The organism is Aquimarina sp. KJ22-3, from assembly GCF_055808215.1.
The window spans coordinates 3,299,118-3,317,611 of record NZ_CM147859.1 but is presented as its reverse complement, the minus strand read 5'-3'; the positions used below and the strand labels follow the sequence as shown (position 1 = coordinate 3,317,611).

At 37.2% G+C, this 18,494-nt stretch carries 12 protein-coding genes; 5 read left to right on the top strand and 7 right to left on the bottom strand.

Annotated features, from left to right (window positions below; all coding sequences use genetic code 11):
- Positions 1-55: 55 nt before the first annotated feature.
- Both AC0L3Q_RS15250 and AC0L3Q_RS15245 read right to left on the bottom strand, forming a co-directional pair.
- Positions 56-412 carry a hypothetical protein gene (locus AC0L3Q_RS15250; protein WP_473280663.1) on the bottom strand — a complete coding sequence of 119 codons (357 nt, stop codon included), beginning with the start codon at positions 410-412 and terminating at the stop codon, positions 56-58.
- A gap of 6 nt (positions 413-418) precedes the next feature.
- Positions 419-595 (bottom strand): hypothetical protein, encoded by a 177-nt coding sequence (locus AC0L3Q_RS15245; protein ID WP_473280661.1) that lies wholly within the window; start codon positions 593-595, stop codon positions 419-421.
- A 728-nt stretch (positions 596-1,323) separates the two neighbouring features.
- Here AC0L3Q_RS15245 and AC0L3Q_RS15240 point away from each other — a divergent pair.
- Positions 1,324-2,433, top strand: coding sequence for a hypothetical protein (locus tag AC0L3Q_RS15240; protein WP_473280659.1), 1,110 nt, complete (start codon positions 1,324-1,326; stop codon positions 2,431-2,433).
- 1 nt (position 2,434) lies between these two features.
- On the opposite strand, the gene mnmE is transcribed toward AC0L3Q_RS15240, so the two are convergent.
- Positions 2,435-3,826 (bottom strand): tRNA uridine-5-carboxymethylaminomethyl(34) synthesis GTPase MnmE, encoded by a 1,392-nt coding sequence (mnmE, locus tag AC0L3Q_RS15235; RefSeq protein WP_473280657.1) that lies wholly within the window; start codon positions 3,824-3,826, stop codon positions 2,435-2,437.
- A 287-nt stretch (positions 3,827-4,113) separates the two neighbouring features.
- Between mnmE and AC0L3Q_RS15230 the strand changes: the two genes are divergently transcribed.
- Both AC0L3Q_RS15230 and AC0L3Q_RS15225 read left to right on the top strand, forming a co-directional pair.
- Positions 4,114-6,555: a trypsin-like peptidase domain-containing protein gene (locus AC0L3Q_RS15230; protein ID WP_473280654.1), complete on the top strand. Its 2,442-nt coding sequence runs from the start codon at positions 4,114-4,116 to the stop codon at positions 6,553-6,555.
- A gap of 171 nt (positions 6,556-6,726) precedes the next feature.
- Positions 6,727-7,065, top strand: coding sequence for a DUF4870 domain-containing protein (locus AC0L3Q_RS15225; RefSeq protein ID WP_473280652.1), 339 nt, complete (start codon positions 6,727-6,729; stop codon positions 7,063-7,065).
- 80 nt (positions 7,066-7,145) lie between these two features.
- Here AC0L3Q_RS15225 and AC0L3Q_RS15220 read toward each other — a convergent pair whose 3' ends face one another.
- The gene (locus tag AC0L3Q_RS15220; protein WP_473280650.1) at positions 7,146-8,426 is read right to left on the bottom strand and encodes an ammonium transporter; all 1,281 of its coding nucleotides are present in this window, start codon (positions 8,424-8,426) and stop codon (positions 7,146-7,148) included.
- Between the two features lie 52 nt (positions 8,427-8,478).
- A complete protein-coding gene (locus tag AC0L3Q_RS15215) occupies positions 8,479-8,817 on the bottom strand; it encodes a P-II family nitrogen regulator (protein WP_473280647.1) in 339 nt (112 codons plus the stop codon).
- Between the two features lie 448 nt (positions 8,818-9,265).
- On the opposite strand from AC0L3Q_RS15215, the gene gltB reads away from it, so the two are divergent.
- Positions 9,266-13,765, top strand: a complete 4,500-nt coding sequence (gltB, locus tag AC0L3Q_RS15210; protein ID WP_473280645.1) for a glutamate synthase large subunit — start codon at positions 9,266-9,268, stop codon at positions 13,763-13,765.
- A gap of 12 nt (positions 13,766-13,777) precedes the next feature.
- Positions 13,778-15,241: a glutamate synthase subunit beta gene (locus AC0L3Q_RS15205; protein ID WP_473280643.1), complete on the top strand. Its 1,464-nt coding sequence runs from the start codon at positions 13,778-13,780 to the stop codon at positions 15,239-15,241.
- 92 nt (positions 15,242-15,333) lie between these two features.
- Here AC0L3Q_RS15205 and AC0L3Q_RS15200 read toward each other — a convergent pair whose 3' ends face one another.
- Positions 15,334-18,087, bottom strand: a complete 2,754-nt coding sequence (locus AC0L3Q_RS15200; RefSeq protein ID WP_473280640.1) for a M56 family metallopeptidase — start codon at positions 18,085-18,087, stop codon at positions 15,334-15,336.
- A complete protein-coding gene (locus tag AC0L3Q_RS15195; RefSeq protein WP_473280638.1) occupies positions 18,087-18,446 on the bottom strand; it encodes a BlaI/MecI/CopY family transcriptional regulator in 360 nt (119 codons plus the stop codon). The genes AC0L3Q_RS15200 and AC0L3Q_RS15195 overlap by 1 nt, the downstream gene beginning before the upstream one ends.
- Between the last annotated feature and the right edge of the window lie 48 nt (positions 18,447-18,494).

Sequence of the window (18,494 nt, the reverse complement as noted above, 5' to 3'; positions counted from 1 at the left end):
GTCTCTTTTATGTTGCGTTTGCATCCCGAAGGGTGTATATGCATTATACAAATTGTTATGTTCTTTTTGCTTTTTTAATTTTTTCTTGATCAGTCAAATACTCTTCAGAATTGACATAGTCCAGTTTTTCTTTTAATATCTTTTGATCCAAAGAGTCCTTTGAATGAAGTTTAGCCACTTTTAAAGCGTTGATAATTTTTGTTTCCAAGTCAGACCTTTGGGTGATTAACTTTTTATCTAGATATACTCTTCCAGGAATGCTTAGGGATTCATATAAAACCCAAGAGACATTCTGTACAAATTCTATTTCAAATTCTTGATTTAGATTATTTCTACATTTTAATGTGATTGAACCTCCGTCCATCCAAGCAAGTAATTCTTCAATTTCTATTTTTGATTCAAAATCAATCATTAGACATTATTCGTTTTTCGTTGCTTTTATAAGCTTATTTAATTCGTTAATTACGTTAAGCTTTGAAGTCTTTGGTAGATTAACATATCCCACTCCTCCAAAAATAACTTCCCAATAGCCACCTTCATCAATAACCATTTGTCCAACAACTCTCATTTCAGTTTCATTCAAAGCTGATGGCAATCCTATAACTTCAAGAGTATAATCAGATTCGGCATAAACTCCCTTAAAGACATATGTATCTTCATCTTTTTTTCTGGTAGAACTTCTATTATGGTCCCATAAGTCAAAATTTCACTAAAAGGGTCGTTATTAGTTAATTTATATGTGTATTCCGAAACTTTTATTACCTCATACGTACCCGTAGAAGCTTCTTCAGGAACATACATTTTTATATCAATTATTTTTTCTTCGTCCATTTTTGTTAATTGAACATAACGTATGTGTATAGTTACTAAAGGTAACTATATATTCAAATATTAAGAAATATAGTTATCTCAATGAAGTGATATTTCAGAATATAAAAATAGTAATCTCCAGTAAAAAAGCGAGGCCTAACAAAATAGAGTTAGCAAAATAGAAAAACAAAGGTGAGGTTTAGTACAAGACCGGACGATAAAAACTGCCCATATCTACCAGAACTGGGACAAACAGATCTATAAGGGGGTGTTGGATTCCCATTATCCCCAAAATAACGTATAACATCCCATTTTTATAGTGGTTGAGCACTAATTGTTGGATAGCTCCTTCAGATGGTTCTTTTTTGTTTGAATTTATATTCAAAAGTCAATGAAAATACTAATTCAAATGAAAAAACAATTACAGTCACTAATATATCATCTGTTTATGATGTTGACAACCTTTGCCGTTTATAGTCAAAATATAACGGCATTAATTTTAAAAAAATAAGAATGAAAACTTTGGGAATACTTTTTTTGACTGCATTTATTTCGTTGTCTTGTAATAGTGATGATGTGCCAGATCAACTTTTGACACGTGCTATGGTGGCATTAGAGACTGCCCAACTTAGTCAATTTGATGTAAACACGGATTTAGAAATTTCTATAGAGACTATAAATGGTTTTACTGTTGATCAGATAAATGTTCTTAGAAATAATGAAATAGTTGCTAATGCTATCATATCTGGTAATTCGGCTACGTTTAGCAGCTCAAGCCTAATTCCTTTCCAATCCACAATAAATCTGGATCTCGAATATACTGTTTCAAATGGAAACACTTTCAAAATACTTCAGGAAGAGGTGGATATTTTAGATCCTTTTTTCTTCACTCAAGAAATACCAACATTAAGCTTTAGAGATTCATCCGCTATTGAATATGGAAGTTTTACTGTCGGTGCAACTATTGATAATGTAGATGTAGAATGGAAAGTAGGTAAGAAGGGTGCTTTTGTAAATGCTACTCGTGTTTTTGATACTGATTCTGATGCTTTTCCTTTAAGTGCTGACACTTATATAAATCAGTTTGGAGCAAAAAAAGGGGACACTCTATTCGTAAGATTAAATGCAACTAGTGGATCGGTAACAAAAGAAATTGAAACATCAGTAGTTTTGGTTCCACAGAGTTTTGGTGTGGATCTCGAGTCGAAAATTGGCTCGATGGCAAGCATTAACGAAACCAATTTGTTTGATCCCAACGTATTTTCTGATGGAGATGATACTGCAGATTTAGTTTTTACAGATCCTCAAGGTATTTCTGTTAATGAAGGTACGAACATAAGTTTTGTTCGAATTCATACTACGGAAGAGCCGGAAGATTTTTATGCAGCATATAATGATGTTGAAGTTGCTAAATCAGATTTCGATGCCGGAACTCCTCAAACCTCCCTGCAAGTAAATGTAGGTGATATATACGTTTACAGAGCGATTAGGGACTTAAAAATTGATAGCGATATAGTTGAGAACACAGAAAACTACGGAATAATCCTTATTACCGAAATAACGGAAACCGTAGAAGATCTTGAAATTGATTTTCTTGTCAAAGAAAACACTATTATCGAATAAATTACTTCCCGATACAGAAGTTCGCAAAAATATTACCTAGTAAGTCATCACTGGAGATTTCTCCAGTGATTTCTCCAAAGTGATATAAGGCCTGACGAATATCAATGGCCATAAGATCACCCGATAATCCAGAATCTAGTCCGTATTGTACTTTTTGGATCTCCTCCAGAGCTTTTAATAACGCATCATAATGCCTGGTATTGGTCACAATGGTTTCATTGTTACGAAGTGCACCGGTATTCACAAAATCCAAAAGTTTGTTTTGTAAATCTTCGACTCCTAAACCAGATTTTGCAGATAACAAATGGATATTCTCAATTTCTGAAACCAAGTGATCAATTTGATCTTGTTTCAGTTTGTCTACTTTGTTGGCCACAATAACCAGGGGTTTTTGCGGGTATTTGTTTTTGATTTTACCGATTTCTGTTTTTAGTTCAATCAAACTCTCGGGAGTGAGTAGGGAACTGTCGATCAAATAAATGACTACCTGGGCCTGATCAATCTTTTCAAAAGTCTTTTGTATACCAATACTTTCTACCACATCTTTGGTATCTCGTATTCCTGCAGTATCAATAAATCGAAATCCAATACCACCAATATTGATTTCGTCTTCGATGGTATCTCTGGTGGTACCTGCAATATCAGATACAATGGCTCTTTCTTCATTAAGCAGAGCATTTAATAGGGTGGACTTACCAACATTAGGTTCTCCTACGATGGCTACAGGGATTCCATTTTTGATCACATTACCTACTGCAAAAGAATCTATTAAGCGCTTCAACACTTTTGTGATGCGTTCAATCAAATCTTTAAATTGTGTGCGGTCTGCAAACTCTACATCTTCTTCAGCAAAATCCAGTTCTAGTTCGATTAGTGAAGCAAAATTGAGGAGCTCATCACGTAGTTTTTTGATCTCATTAGAGAATCCTCCTCGCATCTGTTGCATTGCAATTTGGTGGGAGGCTTCAGAATCTGATGCGATCAGATCTGCTACCGCTTCCGCTTGTGATAAATCCAGTTTCCCATTGATAAAGGCACGCAGGGTAAACTCACCTGCATCGGCCATACGGCATCCTTTACGAAGTAATAGCTGGATAATTTCCTGTTGGATGTATGTTGAGCCATGACAAGAAATTTCTATGGTGGGTTCGCCAGTATACGAATTCGTTCCTTTAAAGATAGATACCAAAACTTCGTCAAGAACTCGTTCCTGATCTACAATATGTCCTAAATGAATCGTATGGCTTTTCTGTTTGCTCAGTTCTTTTCCACTTATGGATCTAAACAAAGGAGAGCAAATCGATATCGCATCTTTTCCCGAAACTCGGATTATGGCTATAGCACCGCTTCCCGAAGGAGTAGCGAGTGCCACTATAGTATCTTGTGAAATCATAGCAATGTACTGAAAGCGCAAAAATAGCCATTAATCTACTCACTTTAAACACGCATTGTTAAACTTTTTTTGAAGAGTTGTTTTTCTTTTCTATCTTGTAGGTCACTGAAAATGATGGTATTGATTGTGTACCTTTTGTAATCAGTGTTCGGGATAAAAAGTAGTAAAAATATCGAGTAGTTATTGTTGTGATAACGAATAGTAATTGGAAGACAAATGGATTAACCATCCATAAACCTAACAACTAAATTTAATGTCTAACCAATTAATAAATAATTCTTATTCGTATGAATTTACACAACACAAACTCAACTCACGCTACGAAGAAGTATTCCTTATCCACACTAGGAATATGGATTTGCACAGTATTTATGTTAATGCCCCTTATCGATTGGGGACAAACCGACCCTCTACCGACCAGATATCAAGATGTTAATGTTTCTTTATGGTCTACAAATTCAATAGGAAAAAGTAATACCGAAATTTTAACAAAGACCATAGCCGAACCAGGTGCTACTTGGTTGCGATTATTCTTCAAAGATGTAAATCTTGGACAAAATAGTACGCTTACGATTACATCGGCACTTGATGGAGCTTCTCAAACCTTAACCTCAGCCACAATTGGAGATTGGAAAAACACCAGTGCCTATTTTAATGGAGATAAAATTACATTAGAATTGTCGGTGGCTCCGGGAGAGAAATCGATAGGGCTTAGTATCAATGAGCTTGGGATAGGGATTCAAGATCCAAACACCAAGTCTCAATGTGGATCTAATGATGATCGTATCGACTCTACAGACGATGCTATTGGTAGGATAGTTCCTATTGGATGTACAGGATGGATCATTACTAATGGTCGTTTGGTAACTGCAGGACATTGTGTAGGGAGCAGAGCACAAATTATTGAATTTAATGTTCCAAAATCAAATCCAGATAGAACGATTGTTCACCCTGGGCCAGAAGACCAATATCCTATCGGAAACTTTGTTTCACCATATCCTAATAGTCCAAGTCAGGCGAATGACTGGGCTGTTTTTACTGCAAGTGCTAATACACAAACAGGACTTACACCAATCCAGGCACAAGGAAAATCATTCAATGTGGTTCAGTCAGCTCCTGGAAACACGATTAGAATCACTGGTTTCGGAACCGATACAGGTATCGATAATCAAACACAGCAAACCCATTCCGGACCACTTTCTTCGGTTACTAATACTTTTGTACGTTATCGAGCTGATACTACAGGTGGAAACTCCGGTAGTCCAATTATAGATGAAGCTACAGGTAACGCGGTAGGAGTACACGCTTATGGAGGTTGTTCAGGATCTGGAGGGTCTAACTCTGGAGAAAGAGCTACGATTCCTGCATTTTGGGATGCGATGGGGCTTGGTAGCACGCCACCTCCGCCACCAAATGAAGATTGTACTGGTGACGTTAGCTCGTTTCCGTTTGCAGAAAGTTTTGAATCTAGCTTAGGGCAATGGTCTCAAGCGACTTCCGGAGATGATTTGAACTGGAGTAGAAATTCTGGAGGAACACCTTCTAACGGTACTGGGCCTGGTAGCGCAGCAGATGGTAGTTTCTATCTATATGTCGAGGCTTCTGGTAATGGTACAGGATATCCAAACAAACGAGCCATCCTTAACTCTCCATGTTTAAACTTTGGATCTTTATCAGAGCCAACACTTACTTTCCAATATCATATGTTAGGTACTGCCATTAATAGTTTAACTGTAGAGGCGCGTACCAATAATTCTGGAAGCTGGTCAAGTGTATTTAGCAGATCTGGAGAACAAGGGTCAAACTGGAACAGCGCCAATGTAGATCTATCAGCTTATGCAGGACAGAGTAGTGTACAATTGCGATTTAATGTAGTTACTGGTTCTGGAGGTAGCGGATGGCAAAGTGATATTGCTATAGATGACGTAAGTATTCAAAATGGTTCGGGGACTCCACCGCCAACGTGTACTGCTTTAGATTTCAACGATTTTAGCATTACTTCTTTCTCTAACCAGGATGCTGCAGGTAATTCTTCAGTAGGAAATGGAGGAGCTTCTTTAACGCTAACCAACAATACCTGGAAATACATAGCATTCAATTACACGGTAACTCCAAATACAGTGATCGAATTTCAATTCAGTAGTTCTGGACAAGGTGAAATTCATGCAGTAGGTTTTGAAGACGACAATGACTTAACGTCTACAAGATATTTCAAAGTACATGGTACACAAAACTATGGAGTGACTAACTATGATAATTACTCTGGTGGAACAACCAACTATGTGATCCCTGTAGGTAATTTCTACACAGGTAGTATGGATCGATTGGTATTTATTAATGACAACGATGGAGGATCTGGAAATAACTCTACTTTCTCTAATGTGAGAATTTATGAAGGATCTTGCGGGCAGTCTGCAAATGCAGAACGTGTAGCGACTTTAGAAAATGTAACTCCTATTTTAGGTACTGAAGACGAAGGAAGTTTGATAGGACTTCGTATTTCTCCAAACCCGGTAAAAGATGTATTTTCTATTTATCTGAACGGTTTTGCGAAAGGGACAACAAAGGCTTTTGTGTATGATATCCTAGGAAGACAACAGGCACAAATTACTTTACAACCAGGAGAGAACAGAATTTCAACACGAAGCTTGTCTCTGGGTCATGGTATCTACATGATTAAACTGGATGTAAACAATGAATCGATAATCCAAAAAATTATTATAAACTAGGCAATTAAGTAGGGCATTAAATTTCGGAAGAAGCATCTCAATTAATTTTGAGATGCTTTTTTGTTTTTTTAGTGTTTTCAGTGTAACAAATTGCAAATAAAATCGTCATATAAGTAAAGTTGCTAATATTATTAGCAAAATTATTCATCAATCAATCAAAAAAGTAAAATCATGAGACAAGACAAATCATTATTAGTGATCACACACCTATCACAATTGTTAGATGTTATTACAGGATTCGGTGGTTTTTTGGTACCATTAATTTTATGGTTAACTCAAAGAGAACGAGTTTTGGCAATGGATGAGCACGGAAAATCCATTATGAACTTCCAGATAAGTATGTTTATCTATGCGATTATTTGTATTCCGCTTATTTTCTTATTTGGGTTGGGGATATTGGGATTAATCCTAATAGCAGTGTTGTATTTGGTATTTCCGATCATTAATGCGATAAAAGCGAGCAATGGAGAGGCACCATCTTATCCTTTGTCAATGCAAATCATTAAATAACAAAAGGGCAGTGTTAAACTGCCCTTTCTTATATAGAAACACCTTTACGGTTAGTGTTTGGTTACTCTATATGAATGAATTTACTCTCCATATGCACTGATACCATGCTCGTGCATATCAAGACCATCAATTTCTTCTTTTTCAGAAACTCGTAAACCAATTGTTTTCTTCAGTATAAATAATACTACGAAACTAGCTAATACAGCCCATCCGATCATAGAAAGAGAACCTAGAGCTTGTACACCTAGTTGTTTGAAGCCTCCACCGTATAATAAACCTCCGGCAAAATCTTCTCCTGGTACAGCAAATACTCCAACAAGTACAGTTCCTAAGAAACCACATACACCATGTACAGAAATTGCTCCTACAGGATCATCGATACGTAATTTTTTGTCAATAAATTCAATGGATAATACTACTACGAGTCCAGAGATAATTCCGATAGCAGCAGCTCCAACAGCGCTTACGTTTCCGCAACCTGCAGTAATACCTACTAATCCTGCCAAACATCCGTTTAATGTCATAGAGATATCTGGCTTACCATATTTTAACCAGGTAAAGAATAATGCGGTAATAGCACCAAGGGCAGCGGCAAGGTTGGTGTTAATGATCACACTACCTACAGCGATAGAATCACTTCCTCCAAATGCCAATTGAGATCCACCGTTAAATCCGAACCATCCTAACCAAAGGATAAAAACTCCGATAGCACCCAATACCATATTGTGTCCTGGGATTACATTAATTTTTCCATTGTCGTATTTTCCAATTCTAGGACCGATTAGTTTTGCCGCTACAAGACCTGCAAAACCACCTACAGCATGCACGATAGTAGATCCTGCAAAATCGATGAACCCTAAGTTGTTTAACCATGCTTTGTCATCAAATGGCCATAACCAGCTTCCTGATATCGGATAAATTATAGTGGTTAGTATTGCAGAGAAAATAAGGTACGTAGAGAATTTTGTTCTTCCTGCTACGGCTCCAGATACAATGGTAGCTGCAGTTGCGCAGAATACGGTCTGAAAGAATAAATTGTGCCAGTCGTCTGCGCTAAAGAAAGCAAGATCAAAAGGATCTCTCATAAAACCACCTAGTACAGTGTCTCCACCATACATGATAGAATATCCAATTACCCAAAACATTAAAGACCCAACACTTAGATCCATAAAGTTCTTCATTACGATGTTACCGGCATTTTTTGATCGAGTAAATCCAGTTTCCACCAATGTGAATCCTGCCTGCATAAAAAACACCAATATTGCTGCAATAAGAATCCACAATATACCAAGGTCGTTATTTATCCCCTCTACAGCAGCGTCTACTGCTGTCTGTATCTCCTGTTGTTGTATATTGTTCATAAATATGTATTTTAATTTTAAGTTTTAGTTGATTTTAGTTGTTAACAAAGGTTTATCTCAGTGTGTCTCCTCCTTTTTCCCCAGTGCGGATTCGGTAAGCATCCTGTACATCTGATACAAATATTTTTCCATCACCAACTTCTCCCGTTTTGGCAGCTTCGAGAATCGCAGAAATTGTGGCTTCTTCAAAATCATCGTTAACAACAATTGATAAATGTCTTCTTTGTATATCTGTAGTACTATATGAAATACCTCTGTACACACTTCCTTTTTGTTCGTGACCCACCCCGGTTACGTCCCAGTATGAGAAAAACATAACACCTTTATCATGTAGTGCTTCTCTAACCACACGGTATTTTGATCTCCTAATGATTGCTTCTATTTTCTTCATAAAGAATAAAAGTTAAAATTAATGTTAAATTCAGCTCAAAAATATGGTAATTTGTTTTTTGTGTCCAAATTTTGTGGGGTAAACACGTAATTTTTGTCATTTTAAAATAAATACCCCCTAAAAAATTAGGGGTCTTTATTTTTTGTTAATAAAAATGATAATTCTGCACTTTAAAAAATCAAAAATTTTACGAAAACGTTTTCATTGAAGATTATTGATAATCAATAGGTGAGAATTTTGCGAAAACCCTTGAAATAATTGGGGTTTTATTGAAAAAACTGCATTATCAAATTCGCAAATTGAGGACCATATTTTGTGATTATTTTATTCTAAAAGGCCTTTTTTTGGAGAGCCCAGAAAAGTGAAGTTGATTGTAGGGGTTTTCTTTTTCGTTCCTTAACGATTTGTTAATTTCATGAACTTGAAACACGTTTAAGTCGGAAACATTATGAAGAAACAAGGAATGTATCTACCCGAATTCGAACACGACGCATGTGGTGCCGGATTTATATGTAGCCTAGAAGGAAAAAAATCGAATGACATCATTCATAAAGCACTTGAGATTCTCGAAAAGTTAGAACATCGAGGAGCTGTAAGTGCCGATGGAAAGACAGGAGATGGTGCAGGAATTTTGATCGATATTCCTCATGACTTTTTTGTAGAACATTGTGATTTTGATTTACCGGAGGCTGGAGAGTATGCCGTAAGTAATGTCTTTTTACCTCAGAAAGAAAACCAAAGACAATTTTGTATAGATACTTTTGAGGAAAATATAAAGAATCAAGGACTTACCTTATTAGGATGGAGAGATGTTCCTGTAGATCCCATTCATCTGGGGGAGATCGCAGCCAGCACAGAACCTTTTATAAAGCAAATATTTATAGGTAAAGAAAAAGCGGATCAAAGTTATTTCGACTTCAATCTGAAATTATTCACTGCCAGAAAAATTACAGAACATACCATATATGGTTCTAAACTGTCTGAGAGTAAGTTTTTCTATCTGCCAAGTTTGTCTACAAAGACATTAATATTTAAAGGATTATTAATGCCTGAAGATATTAAACTATATTATATAGACTTATTAGATCCAAAACTAGTAACAAGATTAGCTTTGGTGCACCAACGTTTTTCAACCAATACATTTCCGACCTGGGATTTGGCACAACCATTTAGATATATGTGTCATAATGGAGAGATCAATACCTTAAGAGGTAATGTTACCAGAATGCGATCCAGAGAAGAATTGTTGAAGAGTGATTGGTTTGGTGAAGATATTAAAAAGGTATTGCCTGTTGTGTTACCCGGTAAATCAGATTCTGCTTCTATGGATATGGTGGTAGAGTTGTTATTAATGACAGGGAGATCACTACCAGAGGTGATGATGATGATGGTGCCTGAAGCCTGGGAGAAAAACCCTGACATGTCTGAAGCGAAGAAAGCATTTTATGAATATAATTCTTGTGCAATGGAGCCTTGGGATGGTCCGGCTTCCATTCCATTTACCGATGGAAACTATATCGGAGCAGTTTTGGATAGAAATGGATTACGCCCGTCTCGATATACGGTAACCAAGAATGGATATGTGATCATGTCTTCAGAAACTGGTGTGGTAGATATCAAACCAGATAATATTGAATATCACGGTAGATTAGAACCAGGAAAGATGTTTCTGGTAAATATGGAAGAAGGTAGAATCGTAAATGATGAAGAAGTAAAAGAAGAAATCGCTGCCAAGCATCCTTATAGAGAATGGTTGGATAGTAATTTGGTACATTTAAAGGATATACCCTATAATGACTGTCCTTTATTCTTAGGAGAAGAAACGATTGCTAAGCGTAAAGAAGTATTTGGATATACTCAAGAAGATATTGATACCATTATTGCTCCCATGGGGCAGTTGGGTAAAGAACCTATTGGATCTATGGGGTCTGATACTCCTATAGCGGTTCTTTCAGAAAGACCACAGTTAATTTATAACTATTTCAAGCAGCTATTTGCTCAGGTAACTAACCCTCCTTTGGACGGTATCCGGGAAGAGTTGATTTGTGATATTAGCCTTACTCTTGGAGCTGATCATAACATCTTTGATATCAATGATAAACACTGTAACAAGCTTAAGATTCAGAATCCAGTAATATCCAAAGAGGATCTGGATAAGATCAAAACGTATACGGATAAAGGGTTTAAGGCAACTTCAGTTCCTATATTGTATAATATAAACAGAGGACTTAATGGTTTAGAAGATGCATTAGACCAGTTGCTAGACAACGTTTCAGAAGCTATCGAGGAAGGAACCAATATCATCATACTGTCTGATAGAAATGTAAGTAAACACAGAGCTCCAATCCCAGCATTGTTGGCGTGTTCTTATGTCAATAGCGGGTTGCAAAAGCTAGGGCAACGTTCTAAAGTAAGTATTATTATCGAATCTGCAGAACCAAGAGAAGTACATCATTTTGCATTGTTATTTGGTTATGGTGCTAGTGCGATTAATCCATATATGGTGAATGAAATCATAGGAGAGCAAATCGAAGAGCGAAATATTTCTGATCTCAGCTTTGAAGAAGCCATCAACAATTATAACAAAGCGGTAGGAAAAGGAGTGCTGAAGGTGATGAACAAAATTGGTATTTCTACATTGAATTCGTACCGTAGTTCTCAGTTGTTTGAGTGTATTGGGATCAATACTAAGGTGGTAGATCAATACTTCCCGAATACAGCTACTAGAATCCAGGGAATTGGATTGTATGAAATTGAAAAAGAAATTGCAAAACGACATAAGAGAGCCTACGTAGAGCGGGAAATTGGGGCTAACTTGGATCTTGAAATAGGAGGGCAGTACCGTTGGAGACGTAATGGAGAAAAGCATCAGTTTAATCCACTTTCTGTAGCCAAACTGCAGAAATCTGTTCGCGATAATGATCCAAAAACATATAAAGAGTATGCAGAGCTGATCAATAAACAGTCCAAAGACCTAATGACGATAAGAGGGTTGTTGGAATTTTCAAATTTTGATCCGATTCCGATTGATGAAGTAGAGCCTTGGACAGAAATTGTAAAGCGTTTCAAAACAGGAGCCATGTCTTATGGTTCGATTAGTAAGGAAGCTCACGAAAACTTGGCGATTGCCATGAACCGAATTGGAGGAAAAAGTAATTCGGGAGAAGGAGGAGAAAATCCCGAGCGTTTCTACAAAAATGTAGGAGGTGACTGGAAAAATAGTGCGATCAAACAGGTGGCCTCTGGACGATTTGGAGTTTCGTCAAACTATCTTACCAATGCTGCCGAAATCCAAATCAAAATGGCGCAGGGAGCAAAACCAGGAGAAGGAGGACAATTACCAGGGCCAAAGGTAAATCCAGAGATTGCCAAAACGAGAAATTCTACACCTTATGTAGGACTGATCTCACCACCTCCGCACCACGATATCTATTCTATCGAAGATTTATCTCAGTTAATATACGATCTGAAATCCGCCAATAGAGAAGCAAGAATTAATGTAAAACTTGTTTCTGAAGTGGGTGTGGGTACTGTAGCCGCTGGTGTAGCCAAAGCAAAAGCCGATGTGATTCTAATCTCAGGATTTGATGGAGGTACTGGAGCATCACCGCTTACATCATTAAAACATGCCGGATTACCTTGGGAACTAGGAATTGCCGAAGCGCAACAAACTTTAGTAGGAAATAATCTAAGAAGCCGTGTAGTCGTGGAGTGCGACGGTCAGTTAAAAACCGGACGTGACGTAGCTATTGCATGTCTGTTAGGTGCAGAAGAATTTGGTTTCGCAACAGCACCGCTGGTAGCATCAGGATGTATTATGATGCGTGTATGTCATTTAAATACGTGTCCGGTGGGGATTGCAACTCAGAACCCAGAATTACGCAAGAAATTTAAAGGAAAGCCAGAACATGTAGTGAACTATATGTATTTCATTGCACAGGAATTGAGAGAGATCATGGCACAACTTGGTTTCAGAACTGTAGATGAAATGGTAGGGCAAGTAAGTAAATTAGATCATAAAAAAGCTGTAGAACATTATAAGGCTGCAGGGATCGATCTTAGTCCGATTTTACACCAGGTAGATGCACCAGAAGGAGTTGAGGTATATAATACAGAAATTCAGGATCATGGATTAGGAAAGTCGATAGATTTTGACATTATAGAGCAAGCACACCCTGCTTTGTTCCGTAAAGAGAAAACGACTTTAGACTTTGATATTAGTAATACCGATCGCGCTGTTGGAGCGATATTGAGTAACGAGATTTCTAAAATCTACGGAGCTCAAGGACTACCAGATAATACGTTGAAATTGAATTTTACAGGTTCTGCCGGGCAAAGTTTTGGAGCTTTTGCTACCAAAGGATTGACCATGGTAGTCAACGGAAATACTAATGATTATCTGGGGAAAGGATTATCAGGAGCAAAACTGATCATCAAAGTACCGGATGAGGCTACAATTGTTCCTCAAGAAAATATCATCACTGGTAATGTTACTTTGTATGGAGCAACTGGTGGTGAGGTGTATATCAATGGAAAGGCAGGAGAGCGTTTCTGTGTGCGTAACTCTGGTGCCAAAGCCGTTGTAGAAGGAATCGGAGATCACGGTTGTGAATACATGACTGGTGGAGTTGCTGTAATTCTGGGAGAAGTTGGAAGAAACTTTGGGGCAGGAATGTCTGGAGGAATAGCTTATATCTATGATGATAAGAAAACCTTCGAAAAGAATTGTAATAAAGAAGCGTTGAATCTTGATCCTGTAGTAGAAGCTAAGGATAAGGAAGAGTTAAGAACCTTGATCGAAAACCACTATAACGCGACTTTAAGTCCATTAGCACAAAGTATACTCGAAAATTGGGAGAGTGAATTGCCAAAATTCATCAAAATATTCCCGGAAGAGTACAAACAGGCGTTAAAACGATTAGAAGAAGAAAAATTAGCACAAGCATAAACGATAGTAGACATGGGAAAGACCACTGGATTTTTAGAATTTGAAAGAGAGATTGAGCAGTATCAACCTGTAGAAGATCGTATTAAAAACTATAAGGAGTTTACTGTGGCCATGCCAGAAAGTAAACTTAAAGACCAAGGAGCTAGATGTATGGATTGCGGTATCCCGTTCTGTCATAGTGGATGTCCGTTGGGTAACCTTATACCGGATTTTAATGATGCCGTATATCGAGGTAAATGGGAGAAAGCAGCCAATATCCTGCAATCGACAAATAATTTTCCAGAGTTTACAGGAAGGTTATGCCCAGCACCTTGTGAGGAGGCTTGTGTTTTGGGGATTAATGAAGATCCAGTAACGATCGAAAATATCGAAAAGAATATTACTGAAGAAGCTTTCAAAAATGGGTGGATAAAAGCAAATCCACCAAAAGATAGAACTGGAAAGACAATTGCTGTAGTAGGATCTGGCCCTGCAGGATTAGCAGCGGCACAACAATTAAATAGAGCAGGACACTTAGTAACTGTTTTTGAAAGAGATGAAAAAATAGGCGGATTGCTACGCTATGGAATTCCTGATTTTAAGATGGAAAAGCACATCATCGATCGCAGAGTTGCAATTCTTGAAGAAGAAGGAATTGTTTTTAAAACCAATACTGCAATCGGGAAAGATATTTTGGCTTCGCAACTCAAAGAAGATTTTGATGCAGTCGTATTATGTACTGGCGCTACAGTACGTCGTAATTTACCAATCAAAGGAGCGGACTTGAAAGGAGTGGTGCAGGCGATGGACTTTCTTCCTCAAAACAATAAGAGAGTAGATGGCATAAAGGACTTGGGCGAAGAAATATTAGCAACTGGTAAAGATGTGATCGTAATCGGTGGAGGAGATACGGGATCTGATTGTATCGGTACTTCGGTTCGCCATGGAGCCACTTCAGTGACCAATTTTGAAATTATGGGTAAAGGCACAACGGATCGTCCTGCCGATCAGCCATGGCCTTTTTGGCCTATGCGATTACGTACTAGTTCTTCGCACCAAGAAGGGGTGGATAGACATTGGAGTATCTCGACCAAAGAGTTTTTGGGAGATGAAAATGGAAATCTAAAAGGTCTGATAACTACCGAAGTAGAATGGGTAAAACAAAACGGACGTTTTACGCTGAAAGAAGTATTAGGAACAGAAAAAGAATGGAAGTGCGAGTTAGCATTATTGGCATTAGGATTTACAGGATCTGAGCCTACGGTTGCAGAACAACTTGGAGTAGATCTAGATGCTCGTACTAATCTTAAGGCTACAGAAAAAGACTATGCTACCAATGTAAAAGGAGTTTTTGCAGCTGGAGATAGTAGACGAGGACAATCTTTGATTGTTTGGGCGATTTCTGAAGGGAGACAGGCCGCACATTATGTAGATAAATACTTAATGGGGATTTCTAATCTACCACTCAAAGGGGATGGAGATCTACCAAGAATATAACATGATTAATTATTCAATATACGTGTTAATCAAAAGGCCGCTAAAAAATGGGATTAGCGGCCTTCGTTTTTTGATTGATGAACAAATTTTGACTAAAAGTGGATTTTAATTCTTATCGCTTGATCCAGAGAAATACTAGGATCTTCTTTCTTTAAGGATTGAACAAATTCTGGAGTCACATTATGAATTTTTAAGGATTGAATTTGATCAGCTGAAAGGTTTTTATATCCTATATCCTCAAAAGATTTAATAAACTCTGGCGTAATACGGTGAATTTTGAAAGACATGATGTCGTCCAATGGTAAATCTCCAAAACGAGATTGTTTAAATTCTTTGATATACTCTGGAGTGACGTTATGAATCTTAAGGGATATCAGGTCATCCATGGATAAGTTGTTGTACCCAATTTTCTTGTATTCTGAAGCAGAATCTGGAGAAACATTATGGATTTTGAGTGCCATAGCTTTGTCCAAAGAAATGTTAGAATACCCTGCCTTTTTGAAGGTTTCTATAAACTCTGGTGTTACTCCATGAATTTTTAACCCAACTACGTCATCCAAAGGAATGTTTTTGTATCCCGCTTTATGATAACCTTTAATAAAATCTGGGGTTACATTATGAATCTTAAGCGAAATAATTTGATCCACAGTAATGTCTTCATACCCTAAGGCCTTGAACTGCTTGATGTAATCCCCTGGTGTATTTTGTAGATCTTGACTACTACCGTAACTGTTGGTTGAACTGGATTCAGAATCTCCATCAGAAGAATAGTTTTTGGCCACTTTTACTTGTCCGGGCGTTACATTGTGTATCTTTAGCTTAACTACTTCTTGTAAACTTAGGTTGCTCTGACCGGATTTCTTGTACGCCAAAATAAGATCTGGTGTTACATTATGGATTTTTAATTTTTTTGCTTCTCCTAAAGTAATATTAGAATACCCTAGCTTTTTCAAGTCATTGATGTACTCCAAAGTCACATTATGGATTTTCATTTCTTTAGCTTCTTTTAAAGACACGTTTTTGTATCCCGCATTTTTGAAGGAAGAAACGTATTTGGGGGTCACGTTATGGATCTTAAGATTCCTGGCATCTTTTACAGAAATATCTCCATATCCAGCTTTTTTGAAAGAGGTAATAAAATCCGGAGTTACATTGTGGATTTTTAATTTCATATAATCGTCCAGAGACATTTTTCCGTATCCCGCCGATGCATACGATTTTACAAACTCTGGTGTAAGACTGTGAATTTTGGCTTTGGTAATTTTCTTTAGAGAGACTTTACTACCGTTGAGATTGTTTACGAATTTGATATAATTGGCATCTACATCAAAAAGATTAAGTTTCGCAATTTCTTCCATGCTATATTGACTATATCCAAGTTGTGTCAAATCTTTACGATACGACTTTAATTTGTCAAGTGGTAGCGCTTTATGAATGATATCTTCGAAATCATCCTGGTCGAGATTTAAATTCTCTGCCTTTAGATACGCCAGGTACTTGTTATCAAATCCTGTAAGAAAACAGTGCATTAGATCTCGATTTTCAGCCTGTAATCCGTAAGATGTTAGCGTTTTTTTGAATCCTTCATTGGGTTCAAAAACATATCTTCCGTCACCTAATTTATTGTCAAACTGACCTATGTATGTTAGGGTTCCGGCATCTGCTGTTACTTTTAGTTCTTGTCGATCTCCTGCCGGGAAATTAGCAAAGTATGAAGGATCATAACAACGGGTAATGGACCAATAATTGCGTTTTAGTGGTTCAGCGCTTCGGTACATTACACACAACTTGCCTCCACCCACTTCGGCATCCCATACACCTCTGGTGTAGTCATTTTTTGCTAAAGTAGTGATATTGGTTTCTGTTGTTGGAGGCATATCGTTTTCATCGATATGAGTAATGCTAGAAGCATTGGGTTGTACCGGATTAAAAGAAAATACGGTTAGCGCCAGTAATGGAATAATGATTAGGTATTTCCATCCTGATTTTGCAGTTGATTTTTTTGAATTCATCATAAGTATTCGTTTTTTGAGAAATGATTGATTGTAACTTGTTGCCAAACCTGTAGGCATATTTGGGGTAGAAACTTTTAAAAGATTCATCTGATAGGTCTCCTTGTCTTCACCGATATTCAACATACTGTCATCGGTAAGATATTCCAGATTGTTATCTATAGCTTTGCGATATAACCATGCAAAAGGATTGAACCATTGCAAGGTGACTAATAACTCCACCAGTAACATATCAAAACTATGTCTTCCTTTAATGTGCAATTGCTCATGTTTTAAGATTTGCAAATAGGTGTCGGGTTGATATTGACTGGGATTCATAAATATCCGATTCCAAAAGGAGTAGGGAGCATGTTTTTTATTGGTTTCGATGATTTTGTAATCATCTACTTCGATAGTGGGGTATCTTAAAATTCGGTATAACAAAACTCCTAATTGAATTATGAAATGGACACCAAATACCATTATACCAAGGATGTAGATATACACCAAAATCGATTTCCAGTCAATAAAGGTTTCCGAAGCTGTTAATGAAGTCCCATCTTCCGTTATAATCTGTGTTTCTTGGATATTAATTCCTGAAGTAGAAGGAGCAGTAGGGGTAGAGCTTTGAGCGTATTCTGTAGGTAGCGACACACTAATTTCTTGATCAACAGCTTTTTTGAAAGAAAGGCTTTGAGGTACGCTTATTAACGGTAAGGTAAAAGATAGTACGATCAATGAAAGTAGCACCCATCTGTTTAATCCGTAAAAAGTTTCTTTGGATAGAAAAAAACGATAGATAATGTAAGACAAGCTTATCAAAGCTGAACTATGAATAATATAATCGATTTCCATTATTTTTTCTTTTTGATCAGTTGTATGATTTCTTCTAATTCTTGTGAGTTGATTTTTTCTTCTTTGGCAAAGAATTTTACCAGTGCCAGTGGAGAGTTGTCAAAATAATTGTTAACTACATCGCCTACGACTTCTTTTTGATAATCGTCTTTGCTGATCAACGGATAATACTGAAAGCTATTCCCGAAAGCAACATGACTGATAAAGCCTTTTTCTTCAAGAATTTTTACAATGGTCGCGGTAGTATTATAGTGAGGTTTGGGATTAGGTAACTCAGCTATAATTTCCTTGATGAAAGCCTTTTCAAGTTTCCAAAGGCTTTGCATAATTTGCTCTTCTCTTTTGGCTAATTTCTGCATAATTCTAATTGTATAGCACAAACATACTACTAATCGATTAGTTTTACA

Bases quoted from the DNA above. Each gene is read 5' to 3' on its own strand.
- AC0L3Q_RS15250 (WP_473280663.1), bottom strand. From the start codon at position 412: ATGATTGATTTTGAATCAAAAATAGAAATTGAAGAATTACTTGCTTGG.
- AC0L3Q_RS15240 (WP_473280659.1), top strand. From the start codon at position 1,324: ATGAAAACTTTGGGAATACTTTTTTTGACTGCATTTATTTCGTTGTCT.
- mnmE (WP_473280657.1), bottom strand. From the start codon at position 3,826: ATGATTTCACAAGATACTATAGTGGCACTCGCTACTCCTTCGGGAAGC.
- AC0L3Q_RS15230 (WP_473280654.1), top strand. From the start codon at position 4,114: ATGAATTTACACAACACAAACTCAACTCACGCTACGAAGAAGTATTCC.
- AC0L3Q_RS15225 (WP_473280652.1), top strand. From the start codon at position 6,727: ATGAGACAAGACAAATCATTATTAGTGATCACACACCTATCACAATTG.
- AC0L3Q_RS15220 (WP_473280650.1), bottom strand. From the start codon at position 8,426: ATGAACAATATACAACAACAGGAGATACAGACAGCAGTAGACGCTGCT.
- AC0L3Q_RS15215 (WP_473280647.1), bottom strand. From the start codon at position 8,817: ATGAAGAAAATAGAAGCAATCATTAGGAGATCAAAATACCGTGTGGTT.
- gltB (WP_473280645.1), top strand. From the start codon at position 9,266: ATGAAGAAACAAGGAATGTATCTACCCGAATTCGAACACGACGCATGT.
- AC0L3Q_RS15205 (WP_473280643.1), top strand. From the start codon at position 13,778: ATGGGAAAGACCACTGGATTTTTAGAATTTGAAAGAGAGATTGAGCAG.
- AC0L3Q_RS15200 (WP_473280640.1), bottom strand. From the start codon at position 18,087: ATGGAAATCGATTATATTATTCATAGTTCAGCTTTGATAAGCTTGTCT.
- AC0L3Q_RS15195 (WP_473280638.1), bottom strand. From the start codon at position 18,446: ATGCAGAAATTAGCCAAAAGAGAAGAGCAAATTATGCAAAGCCTTTGG.